Annotated in this window: 14 protein-coding genes; 1 reads left to right on the top strand and 13 read right to left on the bottom strand. The window is 34.5% G+C overall.

Annotated features, from left to right (window positions below; genetic code table 11):
* The 13 genes from WMO18_RS04565 to WMO18_RS04505 all read right to left on the bottom strand — a co-directional run.
* The coding region (locus tag WMO18_RS04565) for a cohesin domain-containing protein (RefSeq protein WP_367286385.1) at positions 1-1,499 on the bottom strand (1,499 nt) is incomplete at its 3' end.
* A 93-nt stretch (positions 1,500-1,592) separates the two neighbouring features.
* A complete protein-coding gene (locus tag WMO18_RS04560) occupies positions 1,593-2,879 on the bottom strand; it encodes an Ig-like domain-containing protein (RefSeq protein ID WP_211147951.1) in 1,287 nt (428 codons plus the stop codon).
* 157 nt (positions 2,880-3,036) lie between these two features.
* Complete coding sequence (aspS, locus tag WMO18_RS04555) at positions 3,037-4,812, bottom strand: aspartate--tRNA ligase (protein WP_211147952.1); 1,776 nt, start codon at positions 4,810-4,812, stop codon at positions 3,037-3,039.
* A 16-nt stretch (positions 4,813-4,828) separates the two neighbouring features.
* Positions 4,829-6,127, bottom strand: coding sequence for a histidine--tRNA ligase (gene hisS, locus WMO18_RS04550; protein ID WP_022505864.1), 1,299 nt, complete (start codon positions 6,125-6,127; stop codon positions 4,829-4,831).
* A 51-nt stretch (positions 6,128-6,178) separates the two neighbouring features.
* Positions 6,179-6,574, bottom strand: a complete 396-nt coding sequence (gene mgsA / locus WMO18_RS04545) for a methylglyoxal synthase (protein WP_022505865.1) — start codon at positions 6,572-6,574, stop codon at positions 6,179-6,181.
* Between the two features lie 61 nt (positions 6,575-6,635).
* Positions 6,636-7,382 carry a septum site-determining protein MinD gene (gene minD / locus WMO18_RS04540; RefSeq protein ID WP_211147953.1) on the bottom strand — a complete coding sequence of 249 codons (747 nt, stop codon included), beginning with the start codon at positions 7,380-7,382 and terminating at the stop codon, positions 6,636-6,638.
* A 261-nt stretch (positions 7,383-7,643) separates the two neighbouring features.
* A complete protein-coding gene (locus WMO18_RS04535) occupies positions 7,644-9,647 on the bottom strand; it encodes a penicillin-binding transpeptidase domain-containing protein (protein ID WP_367286384.1) in 2,004 nt (667 codons plus the stop codon).
* Between the two features lie 41 nt (positions 9,648-9,688).
* The gene (gene mreD / locus WMO18_RS04530; RefSeq protein ID WP_367286383.1) at positions 9,689-10,204 is read right to left on the bottom strand and encodes a rod shape-determining protein MreD; all 516 of its coding nucleotides are present in this window, start codon (positions 10,202-10,204) and stop codon (positions 9,689-9,691) included.
* Between the two features lies 1 nt (position 10,205).
* Positions 10,206-11,045: a rod shape-determining protein MreC gene (mreC, locus tag WMO18_RS04525; protein WP_211147268.1), complete on the bottom strand. Its 840-nt coding sequence runs from the start codon at positions 11,043-11,045 to the stop codon at positions 10,206-10,208.
* Between the two features lie 61 nt (positions 11,046-11,106).
* On the bottom strand, positions 11,107-12,114 hold the full coding sequence (locus WMO18_RS04520) for a rod shape-determining protein (RefSeq protein WP_211147267.1): 1,008 nt from the start codon (positions 12,112-12,114) through the stop codon (positions 11,107-11,109).
* Between the two features lie 149 nt (positions 12,115-12,263).
* A complete protein-coding gene (gene dut, locus WMO18_RS04515) occupies positions 12,264-12,707 on the bottom strand; it encodes a dUTP diphosphatase (RefSeq protein WP_211147266.1) in 444 nt (147 codons plus the stop codon).
* 225 nt (positions 12,708-12,932) lie between these two features.
* On the bottom strand, positions 12,933-14,987 hold the full coding sequence (locus WMO18_RS04510) for a U32 family peptidase (protein WP_211147265.1): 2,055 nt from the start codon (positions 14,985-14,987) through the stop codon (positions 12,933-12,935).
* An 11-nt stretch (positions 14,988-14,998) separates the two neighbouring features.
* The gene (locus WMO18_RS04505; RefSeq protein WP_367286382.1) at positions 14,999-15,523 is read right to left on the bottom strand and encodes a cell division protein ZapA; all 525 of its coding nucleotides are present in this window, start codon (positions 15,521-15,523) and stop codon (positions 14,999-15,001) included.
* A gap of 149 nt (positions 15,524-15,672) precedes the next feature.
* Here WMO18_RS04505 and WMO18_RS04500 point away from each other — a divergent pair, with 149 nt between their 5' ends.
* On the top strand, positions 15,673-17,535 hold the full coding sequence (locus WMO18_RS04500) for a glycoside hydrolase family 13 protein (RefSeq protein WP_211147263.1): 1,863 nt from the start codon (positions 15,673-15,675) through the stop codon (positions 17,533-17,535).
* Positions 17,536-17,629: the final 94 nt, after the last annotated feature.

The raw sequence follows: 17,629 nt of genomic DNA, 5'->3' as shown, positions 1-17,629 counted from the left end.
TAGTCACCTGATGGCTTTGTTGTGCTTGATGTAGTTGTTGGTTCTGTAGATGTTGAACCATCCCATGTAAATGGATTCTTAACAACACCCTGGTTTACATAATCAGTACCATCTACTGCACTTAGGATATACATTTCTGCTTCTGCAAAATATGCACAATTAGCCTTAGTTACCTTAAATGTAGCTGTTACAAACTGAGTCTTTGTTCTAAAATCATATGGCTTGTCAAATGATGAACCTGTAAATACAGCCTTACCAGCAGGATCTGTATTTACCATTGTACCAGGCATATTCTTTAGGCTAAACTTTGTTAGTTCAATACCTGTTGTGTCACCAACTGTCTTGTTACCATATTTAAAGTAACCTTGGAAATCTTCACAAAGCTTATCAGCCTGAATCATATATGTAACAGTAACTTCTTCACCAACTTTTACTTCTTTACCATTGAATGTTGTTTTTGATGGACGAGGAGCAGTAGTTGCTGTTGTAGCTGTTGTTGCTGTTGTTGCAGTTGTAGAAGATGTTGTTGCAGTTGTGGATGATGTTGTTGTAGGTTCAGGTGGAACTTCTGATGGAACAACTTCTGTTCTTACAGTAACACCGTCAAGTAGAATTTTACCATCAAGAATCATATAATTGTCATCTATATCATCAAAGCATTCAATATAGCTTTCGATTGTTCCTCTACCTGAAGCAGTAACATCAAATGTTACTGAAACCATCTTATCTTCAGTTGAAAAATCTACAGGATGTCGGAAATCCATCCAGGTATAAGAAACAATGTCTTTTCCAGGATAAGTTTCTGTATCATGTAGATTATACATAGCTGAAGCACCGTTAGATTTACCACTAGCTGACTTCGGTGTTAGAATATCATTAGTATAGAAAACTCTACCCTGATAATCTTCAGCAACTCTTGGAGCTTTTACCCATACATTAAATGTAACAGTTGAACCAACTTTACATTTAACACCGTTGATGATAGCAGTATCAGAAGGTACTACTTCACCTACAGTTGTATTTGTTGTTTCCTGTACACTGCTATTAGGCTTTTTATTACTGTCTAGTAATGTCTTTGAGTTAGCATCATCAAGAACTTCATAGTTATGAGTAATTGAAGATGTACCAGCCTTAATAACTGTAAATTCTGCAGTGATGTAATTTTTCTGTGAAGAAAAATCAAAATCACCGTCAACACTATATGCAGCATAATGAACTTCACCTGCAATATTAGTGTTTGGTAGATAATTAGAAGTTGTGTTTGGCATAGTAAATGAATCTAACTTTAGAACATTAGAATCAAAGTTTACAACACCCTGAACTGATTCAATCTTTGAAGCAGTCTTTAGGTCAATCTTGTAAGTTACCTTTGAACCAACAGAAACTTCTTTGCCATTGATAGTTGCCTTATCTGTTGAAGCTGCACCTACGGTGAAACCTGTAACCATCATAGACATAAGGATTACAACAGATAGCACTACTGAAAGTATTTTTTTCATTGGCGTCTTTTCCTTTCTTTTTATTGTTCTTTTTTCTAAACGGCAACCCCCGAATTTCTTCGGAGGTGCCGATAGCTTATTAATTTAAGAATTTTACTTCTTAACTGTTACCTTTACTGTAGTTGACTTTCTTGAACCGTCAGCAGCAGTAAACTTAATTTTTGAAGAACCCTTCTTAAGAGCAGTTACCTTAACTGTCTTACCAGATCTAATCTTAGAAGTTGAAACTTTAACAACTTTCTTTTTAGAGTTAGAAACTGTGATTGCCTTGTTATATGTATTTGAAGGAGAAACTGTTGCTTTAATGTTTACTGATTTACCCTTCTTCTGTAGTGAAATTGACTTCTTAACATTTACTGTTACCTTTGTAGCCTTCTGAGCCTTAACAGTAACCTTGCATCTAGCAGTCTTTTTAGAATCCTTAGTTGTTACTGTAATATAAGCATAACCAGGCTTCTTAGCTCTTACAACACCCTTTGCATTTACTGTAGCAACTTTACTGTTTGATGTTTTCCATGTTACTGCCTTATTAGAAGCATTTGATGGATAAACAGTTGCCTTTAGAGTTGTTGCCTTGCCATTGTAAAGAACTTTTCTTGTTGCATTTAGCTTAACACTTGTTACATGCTGTCTTACTGTAACCTTACATGTTGCAGTAACAGCACCAACTTTTGCAGTGATAACTGCTGAACCGGCTTTCTTAGCAGTTACAACACCGTTGTCAACTGTAGCAACTGCTTCTTTTGATGAAGACCAATCTACATCATTAGTTGCAGAAGCAAGTTCAGGAGTTACTGTAGCTTTTAGAGTAAACTTAGAACCTGCATAAACTGTCTTAGCAGTTACATTCAACTTAACGCTCTCAGCATCAACAGGCTGTACAGTTGTTTCATCTGAAGACTGAACACCTTCAATAGCTTTGTAGTCTTCTACATACTGTGTGCCGTTTGAACCTGAAAGAATTTCCAGCTTATTAGCTACTGTCTGGTCACCGGACTTTTCAACTAAAAATTCTGCTGTAATGAAAGCAGATTTAGTAGTGTAATCATAACCTTCGTTAATGTTAACGCCACTGTAATAAACATTGTTGCTTATTGCAGTGTTAACCATAACACCCTTCTCACCGTCAATCATTACACCGGAAGCATCAGAAATTTCTACCTTTTCTAGACTAAGACCATCTGTATATTCTAGTTGGCCCTGGAAGTCTTCTGCTTTACCGGGAGCTTGTAGGAAGTAAGTATAAACTACTTTCTGTCCAACATAGCAGTCCTTATCATTTACCTTTGCAGTTTCAGCTGCTGAAACTGATGTTGCTGCTACAGTGATAATAGACATTGCCATTAAAACTGTTAGTAGCAAAGATACTGACTTTTTCATAAAAATTCACATCCTAAAATTAAATTTCTCAGTACTATTCAGTACTACTATTATATAATAATCGCCCATAAAAATCTATATTTAAAGCAACAAAAAATGTTAATTTTTTATGTACGATTAGTAGTTTTGCACTACTAACTATTATCGGTTTTGTGTATTATTCCGAAACCACTTCAATACCTAGAACATCAAGACTTTCCTGATCAACCGGAGCAGGGCTTTGACTCATTAATTCTGAGGCATTTTGTACCTTAGGAAACGCAGTAACATCTCTTAGACTTTCAGCACCTGAAAGTAACATTGCGATTCTGTCAAGACCGATACCCATACCACCGTGTGGGGGAGCACCATACTTATATGCTTCAACTAAGAAACCAAACTTAGCTTCAATTTCTTCATCAGTAAGCTTAAGTGCCTTAAACATTTTTTGCTGAAGTTCATAATCAGTAATTCTGATTGAGCCTGATGAAAGTTCTGTACCGTTAAGTGTAAGGTCATAAGCCTTAGCAACAACCTTACCCTTGTCAGTATCAAGATACTGTAAACATTCTTCCTTAGGCATTGTAAATGGATGGTGCATTGCTACCCATTCGCCACTTTCTTCATCAAATTCAAAGAATGGGAAATCCACAATCCAAACAAATTTAAATACATTTGGAATAATATCCAGTTTCTTAGCAACTTTTAATCTTAATGCACCTAAAGTTGGAAGTACAACAGAATTCTTATCTGCAACAAATAGTACAACATCGCCTTTTTCTGCACCACAAGTGCTGATAATACTATTAAATTCTTCATCTGTTAAGAATTTCTTGAAGCCACAAGATGGTTCATCATCTACCCAACGGATAAATGCAAGACCCTTAGCACCGATGCCCTTAACATATTCAGTTAATTTATCTACTTCTTTTCTTGTTAATACAGATGCAGAGTTCTTTGCTACGATACAACGAACACTACCACCGTTTTTAACTGCACCGGAGAATACTCCGAAGCCACATTCCTTAACAACATCGGAAACATCACAAATTTCCATACCGAAACGAACATCAGGCTTATCAGAACCATAACGATTCATAGCATCGGCATATGTCATTTTTTCAAATGGAGTTTCCAAATTTTTGCCAAGAATATCTTTAAATAATCTCTTAAACAAACCTTCATTGATTTCCATAATTTCTTCCATAGAAGCAAATGAAAGTTCCATATCAATCTGTGTAAATTCCGGTTGTCTGTCAGCTCTTAAATCTTCATCTCTAAAGCATCTTGCAAGTTGAATATATCTGTCAAAACCGGAAAGCATTAGTAACTGCTTATAAATTTGTGGTGACTGAGGTAGGGCATAAAAGCTACCCTTATGTACTCTTGACGGAACAAGGTAATCTCTTGCACCTTCAGGAGTTGACTTAATTAACATTGGTGTTTCAATTTCAATAAAGCCGTTTTCATAGAAATAGTCACGAGCAACCTTTGCAATCTTAGAACGCATAATAATGTTATTCTGTAAAGGTTTTCTTCTTAAATCAAGGTAACGATACTTTAGTCTAACATCTTCACTTGTTTTACAGTCATCCACAATTTCAAAAGGTGGTGTCTGAGCCTTTGAAAGAACTCTTAAGTCCTCAACAAGAACTTCAATATCACCTGTTTTAATGTCAGGGTTCTTAGAACTTCTTTCCTGAACTACACCTTTTGCACAAAGAACATATTCTGCTCTTGCAGAAAAGGCTTTGTCAAAAATTTCTTTTTCTGTACTTTCATTAAAAGCTAACTGAACAACACCTGTTCTGTCACGCAAGTCAATGAAAATCAACTGTCCTAAATCTCTCTGCTTTGCAACCCAGCCACAAACAACAACTGTTTCACCTACATTGCATTCTCTTAAATCGCCACAATAATGGGTACGGCGAAGTTCTCCCATATATTCTGCCATAATTTTCTCCTACTTCTTACATCTCTGCTATTTTCTTTGTTTCAGCATCAATAAGTACATCCTGAAAATTTGAAACAAAGTCATCTAATGAAACAGTAGTTTTTTCTCCTGTTTCCATATTTTTAACTTCTGCTTTATTTTCTTCAATTTCGTTGTCACCAATAACAACTGAGAACTTAGCACCGATTTTGTCAGCAAACTTCATCTGTGGGCGAAGACCTCTGCCAACAATATCACTCTGAGCAAACAGTCCGGACTTTCTGACTTCTTCTACAATTGAGAAAGCCTTTAGCTGAGCTTTTTCTCCCATTGATGCAACATATAAGTCACAAGTTTCAGGCTTAGGAATTTCAACACCACTGTTTTCCATTAATAACAGTAGTCTTTCAATACCCATTGCACAACCCAGTGAAGGAGTGTGCTGACCACCTAATTCTTCAATTAAGCCGTCATATCGTCCACCACCACAAACTGTACCTTGTGCACCGATATTATCTGAAACAAATTCAAAAACTGTCTTTGTATAATAATCAAGACCTCTTACGATTGATGGATTAACTTCATACTTAACACCTGCAACATCAAGATAAGACTTAACGCTTTCAAAGTGTTCTTTACATTCGTCACAAAGAAAATCAATCACCTTTGGTGCATCCTTAGCAATACCACTACAAATAGGACTTTTACAGTCAATGATACGCATAGGGTTTCTGTCTAATCTGCCAAGACAAGTTTCACACAATTGGTCTTTATAATTAGAAAAATATTCTTTTAACTTTTTGTGGTACTCTGCTCTACACTTTGGACAACCGATTGAGTTAATTTCAAGTCTGATATTTGATAAACCCAATCTCTCGAAAAGTCCGTTTGCTAGGCAGATAACCTCAGCATCGGCTGCAGGATTTTGTGTACCGAAAACTTCCATACCAAACTGGTGGAATTCTCTTTGACGACCTGCCTGAGGCTTTTCATATCTATAACAAGTAATTAGATAATATTGCTTTGATGGTAAACCGTCGTTTTGAACACCATGTTCAAGGAATGCTCTGGCTGCACCGGCAGTACCTTCAGGACGAAGTGTAATACTTGCGTCACCCTTAGTTGAAAATGTGTACATTTCTTTTTGAACAACATCAGTTGTTTCACCAACACCTCTTGAGAATAGAGAAGTCTGCTCAAAAACAGGTGTACGAACTTCTTTGTAACCAAAAGACTCAGCCTGCTGACGCATAACATCTTCTACAAATTGCCACTTGTAGACATCCTTAGGCATAATGTCCTCTGTACCTTTAATCTTTCTAATAATATCTCCCATTTCTCTTTCCTTTCAATAGGCATAATTATCCTATACTATATATAAGGTAAATTATTTAACAATATTTCTCCAATCAAGGTCGCCTCTTTCAAGACCATGAATAAGAACTTCTGCTGTAGCTATATTTGTTGCTACAGGGATGTTGTGCATATCACAAAGTCTTAGAAGGTTCATATCATTTGGTTCTGATGGCTTTGGATTTAGTGGGTCTCTGAAAAATAGTAGCATATCAATTTCATTACAAGCTATTCTTGCGGCAATCTGCTGGTCACCACCTTGGCTACCACCAAGGAACTTCTGTACCTCTAGACCTGTTGCTTCTTCAACAAGTTTACCTGTTGTACCTGTAGCACAAATAATATTTCTGCTAAGAATACCACAATAAGCAATACAAAACTGAACCATTAGTTCTTTCTTTTCATCATGAGCAATAAGTGCAATATTCATCGTAAAACCTCCATATATCCTTAAAATACCTTTTCTTATCTATTCTATATATCAAATAAATTTAAAACTTCTTTGGAAAAGCAAGTTGCAAATTTTTACCTGTTAGTCTATCGGCAATTCTATCAAAAACTTCCTTAGAAATAGAATTGTTTAAGTTTGGCTTACCTGTCTGACTAAAGCTAACCAGTCTATAGTCATCCGGTACAACACCGATAAGTTTTGTTTCGCTTTTATCAACAACTTCATCTAAATCTTGATAAACACCAAGTTCCTTAAAGTTTTTAACATTCAGTCTATTGATAACAAGTCTGATATTATCAACATTATGTTTTAGCAATGCTTGTCTAACCTTTACTGCACCTCTAACACTTGTAGGTTCAGGGTTAGTAACAATAATTGCTCTGTCAGCAGGTGTAATTGCTGTTATAAATCCACTACCGATACCGGCAGGGGAGTCAATCAAAATATAGTCGTAACTATTCTTAATAGTATCAGTAAACTGTTTCATAACCTGTGGTGAAATTTCATCATCTGTGTCAATTGGTGCCGGTAACAGATACAAACCCTCAACCGGTTCATACTTATAGATAGCATCCTCAGTAAAACAGTTTCCGGCAATAACATCACTGGTGTCATAGACAAGGTTCTTGTCAAGACCAAGCATTAGGTCAAGACCTCTCATTCCACAGTCACAATCTATTAATAATACTTTTTTTCCTTTATTACACAAAGCCACTGCAAGGTTAACGGTAACAGTTGTTTTACCTGTACCACCCTTACCGGAAGCTAAAACAATAATCTGACTCATAGTACACCTCTAATACATTCTATCACAAAATCGAAAGATAAACAAATTTTATAGTGTAGAATAAATTAATTAAAATTTAGGCATATTGAATAAAATATACACTAATGTTCATAATCAATATTAATTTTATATGTAAAATATTAATTATTACATAAATATTATACACTAAAATCTTAAAAAATCACTTATATTTTGTCAAATCACTAAAAATTTTCTTACAAAATAACAAATAAATCATTATAATCAATAATTTTGCCAAAATCACTCTTCACTTGGAGTATAGTCTTTGTTATAGAAATATTTATCAAGAAGTGCTTTTGCAACATCTGTTGAATATTTTTTCATTGAACCATGTTCAACTACTACTGCAATTGCAACCTCAGGTTTTTCATATGGAGCATAGCACATAAATACCGTATGGTCTGTACCACTGTTTTCTGCAGTACCGGTTTTACCGGCAACAGTTACACCGTAATTACTGAACACATCATATGCAGTACCGTCACTTTCGTTACATACACTCCACATACCTTTTTGTACTGCCTTTAAGTTTTCCTTATTTACCTTTAGAGTTGACTTAACTTCTACATTATCAGCAGTATTTTCTTTAATAGTCTTTTTTCTGTCATATGAAGTAATTTTCTTCATTAAGTGAGTTTGTAGTCTTGTACCGTTATTAGCAATTGTAGCAACATAAGTTGCAAGTTGTGCCGGTGTAAATGCATTATCACTTTGACCGATAGCAGCTTGTACAGTATTACCGGCAGTCCAACTTTTGCTATCTCTACCGGCAAGAATACCTGTGCTTTCATTAATTTCCACACCTGTAGGGAGACCTAAACCAAATTTCTCTGCATAACTGTAAATAGTGTTTATACCTAATCTTCTGCCAACTTCTGCAAAATAATAGTTACAAGAAACTGCAAGTGCTTTATTTAGTGAAGTATCACCATGATAACCCATACATTTAACAATATCAGTAGGGTAGTAGTCATAATCTTGGGTACAGGTTATTACAGAGTCCTTAGTAATTTTTCCTTCCTCTAGACCTGCTAAAGCAACACAAGGTTTAAAAACAGAACCCGGTGCAAATGCACCGTCAAATGTTCTGCTGTAAAGTGGAGTTGTTTCATCATTAGAAAGTGAAGTGTAGTAGTCATAATCACTATACTTTGAAATATCATAAGTAGGGAATGAGGCTGCTGCCAAAACTGAAAAGTCCTTTACATTTAGCATTACAACACCACCTGCTACACAGTCATTGGCAACTAAACTGTGACACTGATTAATATTATATTCCAAAGACTCCAAAGCTACCTTTTGAAGACCACTGTCAATAGTTAACCAAACAGTATTACCGGGTTTTGCATTTTCAGTTTCTACAGTACCGATAACATTTCCCTTAGAATTTTTTTCCACATAAGCCTTACCAACTTCACCACGAAGTTCACTTTCAAAGGATTTTTCTATGCCAAACTTACCGATAAGGTCATTAAGTTCATAACCCTTATTTTCGTTATATTCCTCTTCGTTTATTTTACCGACTGTACCTACAATATGAGGTGCTAAAGTACCGTTTTTATATACTCTTTCAACTTCTGTATCAACTTCAACACCTGACATACTTTGGGTATTTTCTGATACAATTTGCATCATATCATTTGAAATATTTTCAGCTAAGACATAGTCGTTAGTAGTTGATAAATTACTTTTTTCCATATTAAATCTAACTGAAATTACATTTCTTTTTTCTTCTTCATTTTTAATATTTTTACAATCATATCTATCTGCTAACTTTTCCACAAAGTTATCGGCTGAATCATCTTTATCAATATCCAAATAACCTAAAAATTCTTTACTTTTTAGGTATGACAAATTTTCCTTACTGTTATCATCATTCTTAAAACTATAACTGTTATTTTTGTATGAAATAGGTAGGTTATCAATCCACTTTTCATTTCTTGTCTTTAACAAATTAAGCACCTTGATAATAGTATCATTCAGCTTATTATCATCAATATAACCTTTTTTCAGTACCACATTATATATAGTTTTGTTTGTGGCAAGTGGTTTACCGTCACTTGTCAGAATTTCTCCTCTTGTTCTGTTAGAAGTTAAAGAATATGTGGAATTGTTCTTTGCAATTTCTTTATACTTTTCACCATCTACAACTTGCCAAAAGAAAAGTCTTACCATAAAACCCACAAAAATAACTATTGCAATTACAAGTACAAGGATACCTCTACGGTTCAATTTGTTTTCCACATAATCACCTCCATTGTAAGGAAAATTTTTAATTTTAATTATTATTTTACAACACTGAATTTATTATGAATCACCTTATTAATACCATAGAAAATCGGTGACACAATAAATGTATAAATCATAATAGGCACAATATGATTTACATAATAAGTAATATAATCACTATAACCTAAAACAATATAAGTAAACACAAAGTTCAAACTTATAAGAACAGGTACAGCAATAACACTCACTATCAAAAAGAAAACTAAAGATAAATTAAAAAAGTTTTCCACAATATAACCTATAAAAAAACAAAGTATTGCCAAACTAAAGGTATAAAATCCAAAGTGACTGGTTACACCAAAATCAATTAAACTACCACAAACTATGCCATAAACCATAGCAGTAATTTCTTTTTCAAAAAATCCTATTGATAAAGCAATAGGCAAGAGAAAAAGTGGTTTACCTTGCAATACATCCGGAAAAAGGTTTGGTACACCTTCAAGTATGTAAAAAATTATAATCTCTATTACATAGGCAAAAAACTTTAGAAAGGTATATTTTCTTTCACCCATACTAATCCTCCTTAGCAGAAACTTCACCTTGTCCCTTAAAAGAAGTAATAACCACTACATCAGAAACGGTTTTTATATTTTCATAAGGTTCAACTACTGCATAAAGAGAAGTATCAAAGTCATTGTACTTAATTTCTTTTACTTTACCTATAGAAATATTCTTAGGATATACTCCACCAACACCTGTAGTAGAGATTTGGTCACCTACTTTTATTTTATTATTTTCTTCTAACTTTTTAAAGGTAACAAGTCCCTTGTCACTATATTCAGGGTCACCTGAAATTAAGCCTTTATCCTTACTTTTCACATCAAAACCACCGGCAGAAAGGTCAGGTGAAAGTATAGTTGTTACTGTACTATGGTTTCTGCTAACACTATTTACATAACCGACCAGTCCATTTTCAGAAATTACAGGGTCATTAACATTAATATTGTCACTTGTACCTCTGTCAATTGTGAAAGAATAGAATTTACTTTGGCTATCTCGCCTTATAACTGTTGACGGTACAAAGTCGTAACTGTCATCACTTTTCTTTAAACCATAGAATTTCCACAGTCTGGCATTTTCAACCTTAGTGTCGCTATAATCAGCAAGTTGAGTTCTTAGCGTGGCAATTTCTTTCTTTAGTTCTTCATTTTCTGCCAATAACTCACTATAAGACTTTTTACCGTTATTTTCTGTTACGGTGGCAGAAACTCTCTGCATACCTGTAGTTATATATCCCACAGCTGAGGAAATAATATTTGTACCAAATGCAGTTGATGAAATAGTGCATAGTGCCAACACAACTACAGTTATTATTAAAATTTTAAAACTTTTTGTTCTGAAAATTTCTCTCATACTATACCTCAGTAACCCATACTTTTAATTAAACCCCACCAAAGTGGGGTTTATAGGAAAATTATCTTCTTCTATCTCTGTAAAAATCCTTAGGCATTACAGTTTCCAGCCTTTTACCTGCACCGTCAGCTACACAGTCAAGTGGTCTGTCTGCAATATGCACAGGCATACCTGTCTGTCTGCTGATTAATAAATCAAGACCTTTTAGCAATGCACCACCACCTGTTAAGGTAATACCTCTGTCAATAATATCGGCAGAAAGTTCCGGTGGTGTTTTTTCTAAAGTATCAATAACACCATCAATAATTGTTGAAAGTGGTGAAGCTAAAGCGTTTCTAACTTCTTCTGCTGAGATGGTAACATCCTTAGGAAGTCCATCAACAGTATTTCTGCCTTTTATTGTCATTGTCTTTTCATTTTCATGAGGATATGCTGAACCAATATTAATTTTAACTTCTTCAGCAGTTCTTTCACCGATAGTCAGTCCATACTTTTTCTTAACATAGGTCATAATTGCATCATCAAATTTATCACCGGCAACTCTAACAGAATTGTGGGCAACAATATCACCTAGGGAAATAACTGCTACCTCTGATGTACCACCACCAATATCAAGTACCATACTACCGGTAGGTTCACCAACAGGCAAACCTGCACCAATAGCAGCAGCCATAGGTTCTTCTATTAACTCAATATCTCTGCCACCGGCTTGACGGGCAGCATCTTCAACTGCTCTTTTCTCTACTTGAGTAACACCACTTGGAATACAGATAACTATTCTTGGTCTTGAAAAGAAATTGCTATGAACAACTTTTCTAATAAAGTGTTTTAGCATAATTGCAGTTATTTCAAAGTCAGCAATAACACCATCTTTTAATGGCCTAATTGCAGCAATAGAGCCGGGTGTTCTGCCAATCATTTCTTTTGCTTGAGCACCAACTGCCAGAACCTGATCCTCACGAACATCAACTGCTACAACAGAAGGTTCACGAAGAACAATTCCTTTGCCTTTCATATAAACAAGAGTATTAGCAGTACCTAGGTCAATGCCAATGTCTTTAGTAAACATACAATCTACCTTTCAAAATAGTAATCTCAAAAATTCTGATAGTATAAAATAATCATCATTTTTAATGCTTTTAATGCTTAAGTATTATACATTAATAACACCTTGTTTTCAACAATAACAAGTCGAATATTAGTGTGACAAAACCGTAATTATTTCTTACCGGTTGAGCCGAAACCACCTTCACCTCTAACTGTATCTTCTAAGGAAGATACTTCTTCCACATTCATTAGAGAAACAGGTGCAATAACCATCTGAGCAATTCTCTCATTAGGTTCAATTGTGTATGGTTTGTTAGAAACATTACAAAGACCGACACAAACTTCACCACGGTAGTCACTATCCACAACACCAACACCGTTTGACAGACAAATACCGTGTTTGATACCAAGTCCACTTCTTGCATAAATATTTGCCATAAAGTCTCCACTAGATAACTGAATTGCAATACCGGTAGGAATAGTTACAAGGTCACCGGGATTAATAACCACACTACTGTCAATACAAGCATAAAGGTCCATACCGGCTGAACCCTCAGTTGCTCTTTTAGGAATAATTGCATTTTCTTTTAACTTTTTTATCTTAAGAACATTCATTTTTCTACTCCTTCTTGCAAAATTACATTAAATCTTGCAAAAATAAAACTATGTTGAATTTTAAATTTATTTATCAAAAAAATAATAATTTTACTTATATAAAATATTACAACTTTTTAATGCTTTTTAAGAAATATTACAAGGTTGTAAAGTTTCCCTCACATTGCAATGTTAATAATGTGGAAAACTTAAGTTATTATCATTCCTCGAAAATAGTTTTCCACACTATTTTATGCCCCTGAAGTACATACCACGCGTATATGTTGTGGTTTGACTTCGTTTTCCATTGTTTTCCCCGTAGTTTTCCACCTTTTCCACAGAGTTTTCCACATAGAACTTTTCCATTGTGAAAAATGTGAAAAACTTTTTATTAATCTCTGAGAGAATATTAAGTGGTACGGAATTTAATACTTCCACACAGTTTCCGTCACAATAAAGTGAAAATTCGTATTTTTTACGATCCTGCATTTTTCCATGTTTTTTGCAAGTTCTACAGTCTTTTCTACCACTCTTTACAGGGCAGTTTCTTGTTAGCATCAGTGGAATATATCCATAACTTACTAATCCTCGCTTAATATTACCACCTAAAGCGTTGATTTGTTCGTCAGTAATTTCAATAGAAACCAAAATATCAGTTAAACCATATTCCTCTGCCCACAAAACAGATGCAGTATTTGTGATATTTAGGAATTCTCCACCATGAACATTAAAACCAAGTTCTTTACAGAAATAAACTGCACCTAAATTGTTGCACAAAGTATCATTGATACCATTTGCCTTAAACTCTTTTAGCTTTTTTATAATCTTATCTTCTCTGCCAAAAAGTCCTCTAGGTACAGAGATACCGATTTTATTGCATTTTTTCTTAACTTTTTCTAAATCTTCATCACTGATTGTAATAGGTACAAAGATTAGGTCATAATCTTTACCGATTTTATCATCAATTTTTCTTACTTCTGCTCTTTTTTCAGTAATTCTTTGGTCAGCCGGTGTAAAGTCAATTTCAGGCATAGTAAAGTAATAATTATAATCAAAGTCCCTTTTACTATCCATAATACTTAGAACTTCTCTTCTGATTTTGTTTAGGGAAGAGATTGGTACAGTAATGCCCTCATCAATTTCAGCTTCAATATTACTGAAATAATATGGTGTACCACCTGTCTTAGAAAACTGAGAAACTGCTTTTTCTTCACTTAAAGCAACTTTTAGAGCCTTTTCACCCTTAACATCATCACAAGTAGCAATAACTACATTTTTACCATCAGTTACTTCAAAGGTAGGACTTTCATTTTCTTTAAGTGTAAACTTTCCTTTTAAAGGTACTCTCTGCATTTCATCTTTATAAGAAGTTCTGATTTCTCTAAACAACTTTTCTGTAGCAGAAACTACATCTTCCTTTTTTCTATAGCCAAACATATCATGACCTAAATGATTTGTATAGTAACCGTCAGTAAAACCTGTACGAGAAAATACATTTTTTAAGTTTTCCATTGTAGCAGTAGAGATAAAGCCTTTTTCTCTTTTTTCATAACAGGCCTTGACTGCTGATGCAACATATTCAGGGCGTTTCATTCTGCCCTCAATTTTAGCAGAAGTTACGCCGATACTTTCCATATCATCAAGGTAATAAATAATAGAATTATCCTTTAGACTTAGTGCATGATCACAACCGTCAACCTTAAAAGGCAATCTGCAAGTTTGAGCACAGTAACCTCTGTTACCGCTTCTGCCACCAAGCATAGCAGAAAAATAACACTGACCACTGACACACATACATAATGCACCATGAACAAATACTTCAAGTTCAATATCAACATTATCTGCAATATACTTAATTTCTTCTCTGGACATTTCTCTGCTAAGGACAACTCTGTTAAAGCCCATTTCTTTCAGTAATTTTGCACCACTTAAAGTATGGACACTCATTTGAGTTGAACCATGCAAATGCAGATTTGGACAAGCCTTGTGTACCATATTTGCAAAGCCAATATCTTGCACAATAAGTGCATCAATGTTACATTCACAAGCTTTTTTCACACACTCTAAAGCATCTTCCAATTCTCTGTCAAAGATAAGTGTGTTCATAGTAACATAGACTTTAACATTTCTAATATGACAATATGAAGTTGTTTCTTTTAACTCTTCAAAAGAAAAGTTTTTTGCTTCTTTTCTTGCAGAAAAATCTTGTAAACCAAGATAAACTGCATCAGCTCCACTTCTTACGGCAGAAATAACTGACTCAAAGCTACCTGCAGGAGCTAAAATTTCAATTTTTTTCATATACTTTACTCTTATTTCTTAGTATTGTTAAAAAGACTTTGCTGAACTGCACCACCAAGAATCTTAGGTACAGACTTTTCAATTTTGCCTGTTGCAATAATTTTCTTTTCTGATGGCTTTTCAGTAACAACATCATCAGGATCAACATTAAGAATCTTATTGATTTTAATTTGCATTTCTTTCTTTTCTCTCTTAAGGCTGTCAATTTCCATATGTAGTCGAGTAATCTCACTAAGATACTGTTTCATCTGTTCCTTGTTTTCATCAAGTTTCTTCTTGATTTTGTATTCTTCATCACAGTAATCAAGAGAAGCCAAAAGTGCTGCTGAGTCCTTATCCAGCTTAGGATTTGTGGAAATAATAGAACGAAGTCTGGTATCAAGTCTTTCCACAATATTCTTCATATATTCTTCACTTTCATCAGTGATAATAGTAAATCTTTTTCCCCCTACAAAAACTATCTGTCTTCCCATAATGGACACTACCTTTCTTTTACGCATATCTTCTATAATATCATTATAATCTTTTTTCTTCAAAAGAAAAAGTAATGTATTAATATTGTAATCATTCTATCGGTTTTGTTACTTAATTTTCCCTATTTTAAATAGTATTATGTTGAAATATATAATAAACAAGAGTATAATGATAGTTGGTTTCTGTATAAACAGAAGTAGGAGGGGTAATAATGATAGCACCATATGATTCAAGGAATGAAGCATATCGTTCACCATTCGGTGCAGTAGAAGTAGGTACTGCAATACGCATTACAATTAGAGTTCCACACAACCTTAACTGTTCATTTGCTGAACTGGCAATAAAGTATGATTATGATTACAACTGGCAATATTACAAAATGTTCTGGTACTGTAATCATGAAAATGAATATGACAAGTGGCAATGTGAATTTACACCGGATAGAATAGGATTATATTGGCATGGTTTCAGAATTCATACACCTGAGGGCATAAAGTATATTATACCTACTAATGTAGATACAAAGTCTTGTATTTCCGATACACCGGGCAGAGCATGGCAGATTACTTCCTATAAAAAAGGTTTTGATACTCCAAAGTGGCCTGTTGGTGGTATTATGTATCAAATTTTTCCTGATAGATTTTTCTTTAGTGGCGAAAAGAAAGATATAGACAGAAACGATATTACAATTATGGATGATTGGTATGGTCTTCCACAATGGTGGCCTAATGAAAATGGTGAAATTACAAATACTGACTTTTTCCAAGGTGACTTAAAGGGTATTATAATGAAACTTGACTACCTAAAAAAACTTGGTGTTACTTGTATTTATTTAACCCCCATTTCAAAGTCATACAGTAACCACCGTTATGACACAGGTGACTATTCAGAAGTTGACCCAATGCTTGGTACAGAAGAGGACTTTAAAACTTTATGTAAAGAGGCAAAAAAGCTAGGTATTCATGTTATTAATGACGGTGTTTACAGCCACACAGGTTGTGACTCAAAATATTTCAACAGATTTGGCAACTATGGTGACGGTGGTGCTTATAGAGATAGAAATTCACCATACTTTAGTTGGTATAAGTTTAACGAATGGCCAAATAACTACAACAGTTGGTGGGGTTTCTACACACTACCGGAAGTTCACGAAGAAGACCCTAACTTTAACGAATATATCAATGGCGAAAACGGTATTGTAAGAAAATGGATGAGAGACGGTAACTCAGGCTGGAGACTTGATGTTGCTGATGAATTACCTGATGTTTTCCTAGAAAATTTAAGAAAAGCAGTTAAAGCAGAAAATCCGGAAGGCTTTGTTATCGGTGAAGTATGGGAAGATGCATCAAATAAAGAAAGCTACGGTGCAAGAAGAAAATTTATTCTTGGTGACCAGCTAGACTCAGTAATGAACTATGTTTTCAGAAATGCAATTATTGATTTCTGTAAGGGTGTTGATGCAAAGTATGTTATGAGTAATATTTTAAATATACTTGAAAATTATCCAAGACCTGTAATCAGAGTTCTTATGAATTTACTTTCTACTCACGATACAGAGAGAATCTTAACAGTTATTGCCGGTGAACCACTAAATGGTCGTGACCGTAAGTGGCAAGCAGAAACTAAACTAACTAAGAAACAAAGAAAAGTGGGTTTGCAGTTAGTTAAGATTGCTACCGGTATTCAGTACACATTACCTGGTTTTCCTTGTGTTTACTACGGTGATGAGGCCGGTATGGAAGGTTATCGTGACCCATTTAACAGATGTGGTTTCCCATGGGGTAAGGAAGACAATGACCTTGTAGAATGGTACAAAGACCTGGGTCAAATGAGAGGTTCAATCTCAGCATTTTGTGACGGTGAATTTAGACCTGTTTATGCTGAGGGCAATGTTATCTCTTACCTAAGATATGACAACAAGTCAGGCATTTACTGTGCATTCAACTCCGGTGATGTTGATGTAATTATGGATATTCCTTTCTCAGCATCACAAAGTACACCATATATGGATACAGAAATTATTAAGAACAGAGTTGTTGTACCGGCTAAGGGCAGTGCATTTATTTCAATGTAAATCAATATAAAATTATATATTATTTTAAAGGCAGAGAAAATAAAATTCTCTGCCTTTTTGTTTTCCACATTATACTCATAAAATGTGGAAATTT

It is taken from the genome of Ruminococcoides intestinihominis (genome assembly GCF_040096285.1).
Lineage (GTDB): Bacteria > Bacillota > Clostridia > Oscillospirales > Acutalibacteraceae > Ruminococcoides > Ruminococcoides intestinihominis.
This window is presented reverse-complemented; position numbering and strand designations above follow the sequence as displayed.

What these genes read in the sequence shown, in the direction of transcription:
- mreC (WP_211147268.1), bottom strand. Translation starts at nt 11,045, where the DNA reads ATGAGAGAAATTTTCAGAACAAAAAGTTTTAAAATTTTAATAATAACT.
- WMO18_RS04560 (WP_211147951.1), bottom strand. Translation starts at nt 2,879, where the DNA reads ATGAAAAAGTCAGTATCTTTGCTACTAACAGTTTTAATGGCAATGTCT.
- hisS (WP_022505864.1), bottom strand. Translation starts at nt 6,127, where the DNA reads ATGGGAGATATTATTAGAAAGATTAAAGGTACAGAGGACATTATGCCT.
- aspS (WP_211147952.1), bottom strand. Translation starts at nt 4,812, where the DNA reads ATGGCAGAATATATGGGAGAACTTCGCCGTACCCATTATTGTGGCGAT.
- dut (WP_211147266.1), bottom strand. Translation starts at nt 12,707, where the DNA reads ATGAATGTTCTTAAGATAAAAAAGTTAAAAGAAAATGCAATTATTCCT.
- mgsA (WP_022505865.1), bottom strand. Translation starts at nt 6,574, where the DNA reads ATGAATATTGCACTTATTGCTCATGATGAAAAGAAAGAACTAATGGTT.
- WMO18_RS04520 (WP_211147267.1), bottom strand. Translation starts at nt 12,114, where the DNA reads ATGTTTACTAAAGACATTGGCATTGACCTAGGTACTGCTAATACTCTT.
- mreD (WP_367286383.1), bottom strand. Translation starts at nt 10,204, where the DNA reads ATGGGTGAAAGAAAATATACCTTTCTAAAGTTTTTTGCCTATGTAATA.
- minD (WP_211147953.1), bottom strand. Translation starts at nt 7,382, where the DNA reads ATGAGTCAGATTATTGTTTTAGCTTCCGGTAAGGGTGGTACAGGTAAA.
- WMO18_RS04510 (WP_211147265.1), bottom strand. Translation starts at nt 14,987, where the DNA reads ATGAAAAAAATTGAAATTTTAGCTCCTGCAGGTAGCTTTGAGTCAGTT.
- WMO18_RS04500 (WP_211147263.1), top strand. Translation starts at nt 15,673, where the DNA reads ATGATAGCACCATATGATTCAAGGAATGAAGCATATCGTTCACCATTC.